This window comes from Sagittula sp. MA-2, from assembly GCF_030126985.1.
Taxonomy (GTDB): Bacteria; Pseudomonadota; Alphaproteobacteria; order Rhodobacterales; family Rhodobacteraceae; genus Sagittula.
The window spans coordinates 135524-148291 of sequence record NZ_CP126148.1 but is presented as its reverse complement, the minus strand read 5'-3'; the positions used below and the strand labels follow the sequence as shown (position 1 = coordinate 148291).

10 protein-coding genes are annotated in these 12768 nt (G+C 65.2%); 6 read left to right on the top strand and 4 right to left on the bottom strand.

The genetic code is table 11. The features are described 5' to 3' along the window. Positions 1–57 precede the first annotated feature (57 nt). Entirely contained in the window at positions 58–798 is a 741-nt protein-coding gene (locus QNI11_RS24245; protein WP_283983909.1) for an IclR family transcriptional regulator, read from the bottom strand. A 212-nt stretch (positions 799–1010) separates the two neighbouring features. Between QNI11_RS24245 and QNI11_RS24240 the strand changes: the two genes are divergently transcribed. The 6 genes from QNI11_RS24240 to QNI11_RS24215 all read left to right on the top strand — a co-directional run bounded on the left by QNI11_RS24240 (position 1011) and on the right by QNI11_RS24215 (position 8628). Continuing rightward, positions 1011–1775 carry an enoyl-CoA hydratase/isomerase family protein gene (locus QNI11_RS24240; protein ID WP_283983907.1) on the top strand — a complete coding sequence of 255 codons (765 nt, stop codon included), beginning with the start codon at positions 1011–1013 and terminating at the stop codon, positions 1773–1775. 112 nt (positions 1776–1887) lie between these two features. Beyond that, the gene (locus QNI11_RS24235; protein ID WP_283983905.1) at positions 1888–2949 is read left to right on the top strand and encodes an ABC transporter substrate-binding protein; all 1062 of its coding nucleotides are present in this window, start codon (positions 1888–1890) and stop codon (positions 2947–2949) included. 159 nt (positions 2950–3108) lie between these two features. Further along, positions 3109–4197, top strand: a complete 1089-nt coding sequence (locus QNI11_RS24230) for an ABC transporter ATP-binding protein (protein WP_283983903.1) — start codon at positions 3109–3111, stop codon at positions 4195–4197. Next, positions 4194–5963, top strand: coding sequence for an ABC transporter permease subunit (locus QNI11_RS24225; protein ID WP_283983902.1), 1770 nt, complete (start codon positions 4194–4196; stop codon positions 5961–5963). Before QNI11_RS24230 ends, QNI11_RS24225 begins: the two co-directional genes overlap by 4 nt. Positions 5964–6028: 65 nt before the next feature. Then, positions 6029–7552, top strand: a complete 1524-nt coding sequence (locus QNI11_RS24220; RefSeq protein WP_283983901.1) for a class I adenylate-forming enzyme family protein — start codon at positions 6029–6031, stop codon at positions 7550–7552. Further along, complete coding sequence (locus QNI11_RS24215) at positions 7549–8628, top strand: hypothetical protein (RefSeq protein ID WP_283983900.1); 1080 nt, start codon at positions 7549–7551, stop codon at positions 8626–8628. The genes QNI11_RS24220 and QNI11_RS24215 overlap by 4 nt, the downstream gene beginning before the upstream one ends. Positions 8629–8777: 149 nt before the next feature. Here QNI11_RS24215 and QNI11_RS24210 read toward each other — a convergent pair whose 3' ends face one another. From QNI11_RS24210 to QNI11_RS24200, 3 genes are all read right to left on the bottom strand, one after another. After that, positions 8778–9803 (bottom strand): hypothetical protein, encoded by a 1026-nt coding sequence (locus QNI11_RS24210; RefSeq protein WP_283983899.1) that lies wholly within the window; start codon positions 9801–9803, stop codon positions 8778–8780. Between the two features lie 186 nt (positions 9804–9989). Beyond that, entirely contained in the window at positions 9990–11228 is a 1239-nt protein-coding gene (locus tag QNI11_RS24205; protein WP_283983951.1) for a pyridoxal phosphate-dependent aminotransferase, read from the bottom strand. Continuing rightward, positions 11225–12709: an aldehyde dehydrogenase family protein gene (locus QNI11_RS24200; RefSeq protein WP_283983950.1), complete on the bottom strand. Its 1485-nt coding sequence runs from the start codon at positions 12707–12709 to the stop codon at positions 11225–11227. Before QNI11_RS24200 ends, QNI11_RS24205 begins: the two co-directional genes overlap by 4 nt. Positions 12710–12768: the final 59 nt, after the last annotated feature.

Sequence of the window (12768 nt, the reverse complement as noted above, 5' to 3'; positions counted from 1 at the left end):
TTCTTCAAAACGACTGGCTCGCCGGAGGATTGCTTGATGTCTCCGGGGCCCGGATCGTCAGGAGAAGGAGATCGACCTCCCGGCCGCGAGGATCATCGCGGCGAAGGACGCTTCGAGCTGTTCCGGCGTGTAACGAAGGGTCGAGACCGCAAGCGAGACCGAGCCGATCACCTGCCCCTGGGCGCCGAGGATCGGTGCCGCGATCGAGGCATCGGCGTGGTAGACCTCTTCGAACGCGCAGGCATAGCCCTTCATACGCGTCTCTTCGATGATCTCCTTGAGCCTGTCGACGTCCGTCACGGTGTTCCGGGTGTGAGCGCGTATGTCCGAGGCATCCAGAATCGCCGCCACCTTTTCGGGCGGCAGCCGTGAGAGCATCGCGCGCCCCGGTGCCATGCAATACGCGGGCAGACGGGTGCCGATGGTCACATCCGTGTGAAGCACGTGACGGCTGAGAAAGCGCGAGATGAAGACGATCTCGGTCCCGTCCAGAACGGTGAGGTTCACCGTCTCCTCGGTTTCCTTGCTGAGGTACTGCAGGACCGGCATCGCCCGGTCCACGAGACGTGACGTGCGGGTGAAATGATGGGCCAGATCCAGCGTCTTGACCGAAAGCTGAAACTGCCGCGTGCGCGTGTCCTTCTCGAGATACCCCAGCGATTCCAGAGTGTGCGCAAAGCGTTGCGCCCCGCTCAGGTCAAGGCCGGTCTGTTCGGCAATGTCGGAGAGCGTCATCTGCGGATGCTGGCCGTCAAAGGCTTCGAGCACGCGAAAGGCCTTGGCAACTGACTGCACCATGAGGGGGTCTGCCCGCTTTGCCGGCTTCTTGTTTTGTTCTGACACCATCTTGTCCTTCGATCCCGCCTTGGTCGCATGCAGACACCCTGAGAATGCACCGCACTGTCTTCGGTAACACAGACAGGAATTTCAACCGAGAGCCACAAGACGATTGACAAGCATGCCTGCTGTCATTTTTATCCAATAGTAACTATCACAATGCAATGGATGCTATGGACAACTTCATTCTTACCGAAAAAATCGCCAACGTTCTGACAATCACGTTGAACCGTCCCGAGAAGATGAATGCGTGGAACACGTCCATGCGTGACATGCTCATCGACGCCTTCGTGGCCGCAGAGGCGGATGACGAGGTGCGTGCCATCATCCTGACAGGGGCTGGCGACCGGGCGTTCGGCGCGGGGCAGGATCTGGGCGAGAGCAAGACCTTCGACGCGGACCGGGCCGAAAGCTGGATGGGCGAATGGAAGAAGCTCTATGCCTGCCTGCGCGACAGCTCCAAGCCCATCGTCGCGGCGCTCAATGGCGTGGCGGCGGGCTCGGCCTTCCAGGTGGCGCTGCTGTGTGACCTTCGTGTCGCCCACCCCGGCGTGCGCATGGGCCAGCCAGAGATCCTGTCCGGCATCCCGACCGTCACCGGCAACTGGGTCATGCGGGACATGATCGGCATTGCCCGCACCATCGACCTGACCTTCACCGGCCGCATGCTCGACGCCAAGGAAGCCTATGACTGGGGCCTGATCAGCCGCCTTGTGGACCAGGACCAGGTGATGGCCGCGTCGATGGAGCTGGCAAAGGATCTTGCATCCAAGCCTCCCGTGGCGATGCGTCTGAACCGTCAGCGGGTCAAGGAAGTGACCCAAGCGGGCTACGAGGACGCCATGCAGGCCGGTATCCGCATCCAGCTGGAGGCTTACTCCACCGGCGAGCCTCAGCGGATGATGGAAGAATTCTTCGCCAAGCGCGCAAAGGCCTGACCGGCCTCACGAGGAATTCTCCCGAAGACGACGGTCTCCGCCCTGCGGGCGGGCGCCGCCACACAAACAATAAAGCAAAAACCAAACCAACATCCCAACAGAGGTACACACCATGACCAAGAACGACAGATCGCGCCTGAGCCGTCGCAGCATGCTGGCCATCGGCACTGCCGCGCTGGCAGCCCCGATGCTGGGCCGCCGTGCCAATGCGCAGACCGCGTCGCTGACCGTGGCCGATCCGGGCGGTCCGTTCAGTGCGGGCTTCGCCAAGGCCTTCTACGAGCCCTTTACCGCCGAGACCGGCATCGAGATCGTTTCCGTGGCGCGAGACGCGGAACCCACGGCGCAGTTCAAGTCCATCGTGGAGACCGGCAGCTACATCTGGGACGTTTGTACCCTGACCCTGTCGGCCCGGCTGATCCTTGAACAGGAAGACCTGCTCGACGACATCCAGCTCGATCCGGCGCTGGCCGAAACCATGATGCCGGGATCGGTGCATTCGAACTTCCTCGGCACCGATGTCTACGCGACGATCTCGGCGTTCAACACCGACAGGATGGAAGCCGGTCCGTCCAACTGGGCCGAGTTCTGGGATACGGAAACCTTCGCCGGGCGCCGCGCGCTGCGCCGCAATCCCATCGACACTCTGGAGCAGGCGCTGATGGCCGACGGTGTCGCGCCCGAGGATCTTTACCCGCTCGACGTGGACCGCGCCTTTGCCAAGCTTGACGAGATCAAGGACCACATCGACGTATGGTGGACCGGCGGTGCGCAATCCTCGCAACTGCTGCAGAGTGGCGAGGTCGACATGGTGGCCGGCTGGAACGCCCGCCTGCAATCGGCCATCGACGCCGGGGCGCCCGCTGAACTGGTCTGGAACCAGGGTCTTTACTCGATCGAAGGCTGGGGCCTTCCCAAGGGCGGCCCGAACGTCGATGCCGCACGGCAGTTCCTGGCCTTCTGCGCCCGGCCCGAACAGCAGGCGCTGTTCACCGATGATCTCTCCTATGGCCCGACCAACCTCGCGGCTTACGACCACATCTCGGAAGAGCGCGCGCCCGTGCTGACCACTGCACCGGCCAACCTGGACAAGATGGTGCTGGCGGATGAAAGCTGGTGGGAAGAGAACCGTGCCGAGATGACCGAACGGTTCAATCTCTGGCTCCTGATGTAACCATCCTTATGCCAGCTGCGCCCTGTGAGGGGGCGGCTGGCAGGCTCTCTCTGCCCCCCGCGATCACTCTAGAGACGGCCGTTGCGCGCGGTCGCCGGGCGAAGCCCGTCGCCGCCACACGACCGGTGCCCGGCCCACTCCGACAGAGGCATTTCCTTCATGAACATCTCCACCCCTCCTGCGGCCAAGATCAGGATCGACGGCCTGTCAAAGAAGTATGGCACGTTCACCGCTCTCGAACCCACGACGCTGGACGTCCAGCGCGGCGAATTCCTCACGCTGCTGGGGCCGTCGGGGTCGGGCAAGACCACGCTGTTGCAGATGGTGTCGGGGCTGACTCCGGCCACATCGGGGCGGCTTTCGATTGACGGCGAGAACTGGACCAACCGCCCGGTGCACGAGCGCGGCATGGGTCTGGTGTTCCAGCACTACGCGCTTTTCCCGCACATGACTGTCGAGGAGAACGTCGCCTTCCCGCTCAAGATGCGCAACCTGCCTGCCGCCCAGATCCGGACGTCCGTGGCCGAGACGCTGGAAAAGGTGCAGCTCGACAAGTTCGCGCACCGTTTCCCGCGCGAGCTTTCGGGCGGGCAGCAACAGCGGGTGGCCCTTGCGCGCTGCTTTGTCTTCCGCCCCGAGATCATCCTGATGGACGAGCCGCTCGGCGCACTCGACAAGGCCCTGCGCGAGACCATGCAACTGGAGATCCGGCGCTTGCACAGGGAATTCGGCACCACGCTGATCTACGTCACCCATGACCAGGAAGAGGCGCTGGTGATGTCCGACCGCATCTGCGTGATGAACCATGCCAAGGTCGAGCAGCTGGGTACCCCCAGCGAGATCTACTCGGATCCTGAGACCATCTTCGCCGCCACATTCATCGGTCATTCGAACCTGCTGGAAGGCACGCTCGCGGGCACCGACGCGCAGGGCAACACGCTGATCAAGACTGCTGCGGGCACCTTTGCGGGTCGCATGGGCGCCCGCGATGTCAATGCAGCAACACATGCTCTGATCGTACGGCCCGAGCGGGTATCGCTTGGCGCGGCCACCGGCCCCGGCATGAACGAGCTGCGCGCCACGTTGCGCGACGTGGTCTACATCGGTTCGGACAACCGGCTGATGCTGGTGTTGCCGGACGGCACGGAATTCACGCTGCGGCGCGACCCCGGCGTCGCCATAGGCGCCGAAGTCGGCCAGGAGATCACCGTACATTGGCCCATCGAGGCCGGCCGGGTGGTGTCATGAGCAGTCTGGCCTCTGACCTCTTCACCCGTGGCAGCGCCCTGTCGCGTCTGAAGGTCGGCCCGATGTGGCTTGCCGCGCCCGCGCTGGCTTTCGTGGCCGTCTTCCTTCTGCTGCCCATGCTGCGCCTCATCGGCCTGAGCTTCACAGGCGGTGAGACCCGCGGCGCGACGCTGGAACACTACCAGCATCTCGCCGACACCCCGGTCTACATGCGCATTCTGTGGATCACTTTCCGGATCTCGATGCTCACGGCCTTCTTCTCGGTGCTGCTGGGCTACCCGGTCGCCGCGTGGCTGGCCCGGCTTCCAGACAAGAGCCGCAACAAGTGGCTGTTCCTGGTGCTGCTTCCGTTCTGGACCTCGTACCTGGTCAAGACATTCGCATGGATGATCATGCTGGGTGACCGCGGCCTCTTCAATTCCATCCTGACCGGATCGGGAGTGACCGAAAGCTCGCTGGATCTCATGTACAACGAGTTCGGCGTGCTGGTGGGCATGGTCCACGCAATGATGCCGCTGGCCATCCTGACCATGGTGCCGGTGATGACCGGCATCGACCAGCGCCTGCCGCTGGCCGCAGGCAGCCTCGGCGCGAAACGTTCTCAGCGGTTCTGGCTGATCGAATTTCCGCTGGCCATGCCCGGGGTTGCCGCCGGGGGCCTCCTGACCTTCATCACGTCTCTCGGCTTCTTCATCGTGCCGGCCTATCTTGGCGGCCGGAGCCAGACGATGCTGGCGCAGATCATCATCATGCAAGTGCAGGAGTTGGTGAACTGGGCCTTTGCCGCGGTGCTGTCGGTGATGCTGGTGGCGGCCGCCCTTGTGGCGATCTGGATCTACGATCAGTTCTTCGGGCTTTCGTCGCTGACGCAGGCCAGCTCCGAGGGGACCAAGGGTTCGAAAAAGGGCGTGCGGTGGTTGCGCCGTGCGGGTCAGGGAGTGCTGAACGGGCTTGCCTGGATCTGCTCGCCGTTCAACCATCTGGGTGATCGCGGCGACGATGCTCCGAGGCCGCTCCGTGGCGTCTATCTCGGGGTGTTGTTCCTGTTCCTGCTGGCGCCCGCGATCATCGTGCTGCCGCTGGCCTTCACGGGGGAACAAACGCTGGCCTTCCCGCCGCCGTCCTATTCCACCCGCTGGTTCTCCGAGTATTTCGGTTCGCAGATCTGGATCTCGGCCACCCTGCGCAGCTTCGGCGTGGCCTTCGCCACCGCCATCCTGGCCACCCTTCTGGGCGGCATGGCCGCGCTGGCGCTGGCGCGTTCGGACAGCAAATTCGGCAAGACGGTCTTTGGCCTGATGCTCGCACCGATGATCGTGCCGCGCATCGTCATCGCGGTGGGCCTGTTCTACCTGATGGCCCAGATCGGGCTCGTGGCCTCCAACATCGGTCTGATCATCGGTCACACGCTGCTGGCGATCCCCTTCACCTTCATTGCCATCGGCGCGGTGCTCAAGGGCTACGACTGGCGGCTTGACCAGGCGGCGGCCACGCTGGGGGCTGGGCGGATCAAGGTCCTCAGACTGATCACGCTGCCGCTTCTGCGAGGCGGCATCATCTCGGCGGCGCTCTTCGCTTTCGTCACCAGCTTTGACGAGCTTACCATCGCGCTGTTCATCTCGGGCGGTCTGAAATCGACCCTGCCCAAGCAGATGTGGGACGACATGTACCTGCAGCTCAACCCGACGCTGGCCGCCGTGTCCGTCGTGGTGCTGGTCATCGTGACGCTGATCCTGCTTGTGGCTCAACGCGTCCAGAAGTCCTGAAGACACCCTGTACGCCGCGCCGCCTGAATCGTGGCGCGGCTCTCTGTTCCATTTCGAGGAAAAGCATGAACATCCAAGGCTTGGCAAAGTCCTTCATCCAACAGGCCGACAGGACCCCCGATCGCGTCTTTGCCCGTACCACCGAAGGCACCGAAATCAGCTTTCGGCAACTGTCAGATGCCGCCGACGCGATGATCGCCTGGCTTGCCGACCATGGCGTGCGCCCCGGTGACACGGTGGCCGTGATGACACGCAACAGTCCCGCCTCCCTTGCTCTCATCCATGGGCTTCTGCGCGCCGGCATGGTCTGGGTGCCGGTGAACCCGGCGCTCGTCGGCGACGGGCTGGTGCATGCCATTCGCCTGGTGGACGCCGCCATCGCGGTCTGCGATCCGGAGCTCGAGGCCACGCTAGCCGCCTGCGAGGCGCAGCCGCGCGAAGGCATTCTCGTGCTGCACAGTCGCGAACTTCCACGCACCCCCGCCGTCCGGCCCCGATATGAGGTGGCGGGGCCCATGGGCATTGCGGCGATCATGTTCACCTCCGGCACCACCGGGCCTGCCAAGGGCGTGCTCGTCACTCAGACCATGCTCGAGATCGCCGCGCGCGGTGTGGAGGAGGTGGGCAACCTGCAGGACGGCGACAATCTCTTCATGTGGGAACCGTTCTATCATGTCGGCGGCGCGCAGGTCCTGGTTCTGCCGATCCTGCGCAATGTCACCCTCACCATCGCCGAGAAATTCTCGGCCAGCCAGTTCTGGCAGCAGGTGTCTACTGCGCGCTGCACCCACATCCACCATCTCGGCGGTATCCCGCAGATCCTGCTCAAGCAGCCGCCCTCCGAGCTTGACCGCAGCCATGGCGTGCGCGTCGCATGGGGCGGCGGCTGCCCTGCCTCCGCATGGCGCGATTTCGAGGACCGTTTCGGCATCACCATCAAGGAGTGTTACGGCCAAACCGAGGCTTCGTCGATCAGCTGCGCCAATGTCGAAGGGGTCGTGGGGGCCATCGGTCGACCGCTGCCTTGGTTCGACATTCAGGTGAAGGATGACACAGGCCGCATCCTCGGACCGGGAGAGGGACGTGGCGAACTGGTCATCACCTCGACCATCGAGGGCGCAATCTTCGCAGGCTACCACAAGGCACCCGAGGCCACCGCCAAGGCGTTGCAGCCAGACGGGTTCCACACCGGTGACACCGGCTCTTGGGGCGAGGACGGTATGCTGCGGTTCCATGGCAGGGTGGGCGACAGCGTGCGCTGCATGGGCGAGAACGTCTCGGCACACGAAGTCGAAAGCGTTGCCAACCGGCACCCGCAGATCGAGGAATCCGCCATGGTCGGTGTGCCCGCCGAAATCGGCGAATATGACATCCAGCTTTTCGTGCGGCCAACCCCCGGTACCAAACCGGATGCCGAGGAGATCAGCCGCTGGTTGAGCGACAAGCTCGCCCCCTACCAGCAGCCGCGCTTCATCGCCTTCATCGACGAGTTCCCCAAGACGCCAAGCCAGCGGATCCGCAAGCATCTCTTGCCGAAGTCGCCCGAACGCTGGGAACGCAAGAACACCAGAAAGGCCCACACCGTATGACGACCGACGTTCTCATCACCGGCACCGGAATGTTCGCCGGCCGCATCGCTCTCGACATCGCGGCCACCGCAAAAGAGCCTGTCTCGGTGGTCATCGCCGGGCGCAACGTCGACCGGCTGCAATGGCTGCAGACCGCGGGCAATGCCCGGGCCGCCATGTTCGGCACGCCTGCCAGCTTCAGGGCGCACCGGATCGACCTGCTCGAGGAGGGCGCGAGCGAGGCGCTCCTGTTGGAGCTCAAGCCCCGCATCGTGGTACAGGCGACGTCGATCCAGACCTCCTCGGTGATCTCGGACAAGGGGTCGCGCTGGACAGAGCTGGTCGCCGAAGGCGGGCTCAGCGCCACCGCCGTCTTCCAGGCGCTGATGTCCGCGCGCATGGCGGCGGCGATCAGCAAGCTGTGCCCGGCGACACCGCTGATCAACTGCTCCTTCCCGGACGTGGTCAACGGCATGATCACGGCCATGGGCCATGACGTGCTGTGCGGGACCGGCAACGTCGCGATCCTGTCAAACGTCTTCCGTGGCGCCAGCGCGCGTCCGGCGGGCACGCTGAGGGTACTGGCACATTACCAGTGCCTCAAACCCTGGCGCCAGCCAGCTGCAGAGCGGACCGGCCCCGCGCCGCGCATTTTCGCCGATGACCGCGAGATCATCGACCCCTTCGCGACCTTCTCCGAGTGCAAGCTGACGCCGGAGCCCGCCATCGAGATCTCGGGGGCCAGCGGCGTCACGCTGATCCTGGCCCTTGCAGCCCGAACCGCCTGGACCGGGCACGTACCGGGGCCGAATGGCCTGCCGGGTGGCTATCCCGTGAAACTGTCACAGACCGGGGTGCTGAGCCTTGATCTGCCCGGCAGCGTCACCGAGGCCGAAGCCATCGCCTGGAACGACGCGTTCGAACATACGGGCGGGCTTACTGTCTCGGGCGGTCGGGCGCGCTTTAACGGACGGCTCGCCGAGTTGCTGCACGCCGAAGGGTTTGCTTATGCGGACGGCTTCGACGTCGCGGACCTCGAAGATGTCTGCACGGAAATGCTCGCGCTGCGGGACAGGCTGATGGCCGAACCGGCCTGAGGCCGCGCCTCCGAAGTTAGACCATGGGCGACGCATGCCTGCGCCCATGGTCCATTGAAAGCGCTTAAGTGGGTCGCACCGCAATTGACCAGCCGGGTTCGGGGCCGCTCACGATGGCGCTGGCGCCTGTGGCCGGGATACGCGCCCGGTCAGCGGGGCAGCAGGGTGCCGAGACCTTTTTCGGTGGCCTCCGTCATCGCAAGCCGTGCGACCGCCAGGTCGGCCAGCGGCATGCCGGGGAACAGGAACATCAGGCGCTGCGCATCGTCCACGCGGCCGGGATGCGTTCCGGTCAGGAGTGCGGCGAGGTCGCCATCGTAGCGGCCTTGATGCGCCAGAGCCGGATTGCCGCCGTTGCGTTCGAGCGCGGCAATATCGTCGGTGAAAAATCCGTCCAGATGGTCCGTGAGGCCATCGCGATGCCATGCCCGGCCAAGGTCGACCCCGATTGCCAGCGCTCCGGGGCGCAACACCTGCGGGCGCACGATGGGCGGGATGCTGTCGATGCTGGGCAGGCAGCTCACCACCACGTCGCTTGCCGCGGCGAGCGCCTCGGGGTCTTGAATGACCTCGGCTTCGAACCCCATTCCGCGCGCCCGCTGGGCAAGCGCTTCTGCCGAGTCGGTGCTGCGTGAAAACGCATGGACCCTGCGCAGACAGGGCAGCACGTCCGCCAGCGCCGCAAGGTTGCTGTGCGCCTGCACGCCGCAACCCAACACCCCGAGGCTGGACGCGCCCGGCCTGGCCAGCGCCTCGGCCGCGAGGGCCGACAGGGCAGCGGTGCGGTGTGTCGTGATCCAGCTGCCATCCATGATCGCCACGGCGCGGCCAGTGACGGCATCGTTCACGATGATCTGCGCACTGATGGCAGGAAGGTCGCGCCGCGCGTTGTCGGCCGAGTATCCGATCCACTTGGTCACGCCCAGACCAAGCCCGTCATCCGCATCGGACATCGACATGAAGAAGCGGCCCTCGTCCAACTGCACCCGCGTCTTCATGCCGCCGCCACGGGCGGGTGCGGACCGCTGCCGGATCGCTGCAGCAATGGCGCGGCGCAGTGCCGTGGGAGAGAGGTTCAGGCTCTCGATGTCGGCCGAGGACAGGTAAAGCAGACCGTCCCCGCGCGCCTGCGCGGACCAAGGCGATGTGGTCCCTGAGGTTCCACTGTCAGGCATTGGCGGTCTCCATCCCGATCGCGGCGCGGGCACGCCGCCAGCCGATCCGTTTCACACGAACCTCCAGCGCCAGTCGTTGTGACGAAGATCCGGCAGCGGCTCAAGTGTCCCGACTGTCTGCGCAAGGTGTCATTGCCCGGCCCTTGCAGGAGAAGACGCCGGCTTCCCGGCGTCCCGGATGTTTATTCAGGCCGGATCCGACAGGGTTGCACAGGCAGCCGCGATGCGGGCCATTGCGGTCTTCAGCGTTTCGGTGTCGGTGGCGTAGGACACGCGGAAATGCCCCGGCAGGCCGAAGGCGGTTCCCGGCACGACAGCAACATCCGCCGTTTCCATCAGCCAGGCGCAGAACGCGCGGTCGGTGTCCAGCCGCGTTCCGTCCGGCGTCTGGCGCCCCATCACACCACCGCATTCGGCGAAGGCATAAAAGGCGCCTTCGGGACTGCGACAGGCAAGGCCGGGGATGGCATTCAGCGCGTCGACCACAAGATCGCGGCGGGCGCGGAAGGCTTCGGCCCTTTCCGCCAGGAAATCCTGCGGCCCCTCCAGCGCGGCGATGGTCGCCGCCTGGCTGATCGTGTTCGCGGCCGAGGTCGACTGGCTCTGGATCACCGTCATGGCCTTGATCAGCGGCACGGGACCACCGGCATAGCCAAGGCGCCAGCCGGTCATCGCATAGGCCTTGGAGACGCCGTTTATGGTCAGTGTACGCTCTTTCAGCCTAGGCTCGATGGCCACGGGGGTGACATGGCGAAAACCGTCGTAGACGATGTGCTCGTACATATCGTCGACCATCAGCCAGACATGCGGTTCCTCCAGCAGCACATCGAGGAGCGGGCGCAGGTGTTCGGCCGCATAGGCCGCACCCGACGGGTTGGAGGGCGAGTTCAGCATCAGCCAGCGGGTGCGCGGCGTGATCGCCTCGCGCAGCTGCGTGGCGCTCAGTCGGAATCCCTGCTCGGCGGCACAGGGCACCAGCACCGGAATGCCACCGCAAAGCTCGACGATATCGGAATAGGTGACCCAGTAGGGGGTTGGGATGATGACCTCATCGCCGGGATTCAGCGACGCCATCATGGCGTTGTAGATCACCTGCTTGGCGCCGGTGCAGGCGATGATCTCGGACGCTGAATAGCTCAGTCCGTTCTCGCGGGCGAACTTGCCGGCAATCGCGGTCCTGAGCGCGGCGGTGCCGGTCAGCGCGGTGTACTTGGTCTCCCCGCGCTGCATGGCGTCCCAGGCGGCCTGCTTGATGTGGTCGGGCGTGTCGAAATCAGGCTCGCCCGCCCCGAGACTGATGATGTCGCGACCCGAGGCGCGCAGCTCTGCAGCACGCGCCCCGATCGCAAGGATTTCGGACACGCCGAGCGACTCGATGCGCTCGGCGGGCCGGAAGTCTGATGCGACTGCGGTGTTCATGGTCAGTCGATATTGAAGACCACGCCCTGTGCCAGCGGCAACTCGCGCGAGTAGTTGATCGTGTTGGTGGCACGGCGCATGTAGGCGCGCCATGCGTCCGAACCGCTTTCGCGCCCGCCGCCGGTCTCCTTCTCGCCGCCGAAGGCACCGCCGATCTCGGCGCCCGAGGTGCCGATGTTGACGTTGGCAATCCCGCAGTCAGATCCGCGTGCCGAAAGGAAGGTTTCCATCTCGCGCAGGTCCGTGGTGAAGATCGAAGAGGACAGCCCGCCGCCGACATCGTTGTGCAGCTCTAGCACCTCGTCGAAGTCGCTGTACTTCATCACGTATAGGATCGGGGCGAAGGTCTCCCGCAGCATCGGGCCTTCCTGCTTCGGCATCTCGACCAGCGCGGGCTTGACGTAATAGGCCGTCTCCGGACCGACCTCCTGGCGCTCGCCGCCGTGGACAGTGCCGCCCAGCTCGGCCGCTTCCTTCAGCGCCTCACCCATGGAGTCGAAGGCCGTCTTGTCGATCAGCGGGCCGACCAGCGCTTCGGTCTCCAGCGGATTGCCCACCGAAACGGAGGTGTAGGCCTTCTTCAGCGCGGGCACGATCTGGTCGTAGACGCTGTCATGCACGAAGAGCCGGCGCATTGTGGTGCAGCGCTGGCCCGCCGTACCCATCGCGCCGAAGGCGATGGCGCGCAGCGCCATGTCCAGATCGGCAGAGGGGCAGACGATACCGGCGTTGTTGCCGCCGAGTTCGAGGATGCACTTGCCGAAGCGTGCCGCTACCTTGGGGCCGACGATCCGGCCCATGCGGGTGGACCCGGTGGCCGAGATCAGAGCGACCTTCGGGCTGTCCACCAGAGCCTCGCCCACGGCGGGGCCGCCGACCAGCACCTGGCTGAGGCCGTCGGGCGCGTCGTCACCGAAACGCGCCAGCGCGCGGTCGAACACCGCCTGGCAGGCCAGCGCGGTCAGCGGGGTCTTTTCGGACGGCTTCCAGATCACCGGATCGCCGCAGACCAGAGCGAGGGCCGCGTTCCAGCACCACGGCGCGCAGGGGAAGTTGAAGGCGGTGATGATGCCGACCACGCCAAGCGGATGCCAGGTTTCCATCATGCGGTGGCCGGGGCGTTCGGTGGCGATGGTCAGGCCGTAGAGCTGGCGCGAGAGGCCAACCGCGAAGTCGCAGATGTCGATCATCTCCTGCACTTCGCCAAGGCCTTCGGACGGGGATTTGCCCGCCTCGATGGAAACCATGCGGCCCAGGTCTTCCTTGGCCTTGCGCAGCTCTTCGGCGAAGAGGCGCACCAGCTCACCGCGGCGAGGGGCAGGGACAAGCCGCCAGGTGCGGAAGGCGTCGTTGGCCTTGGCGATGGCGGCCTCGGTGTCGGCGACGGAATGCTCGGCAAGGCTGGCGACGGGCTCGCCGGTCACGGGAGAGATGACGGACATGCCGCCCGCGACGGCAAGATCGGCGGCCGCGCCGCAGGCTGACATCGTGTCGGCGGTGGTCTGCTTGAGAGGGGTGCTCATGAGAGGGTTCCTTGATTGGTCGG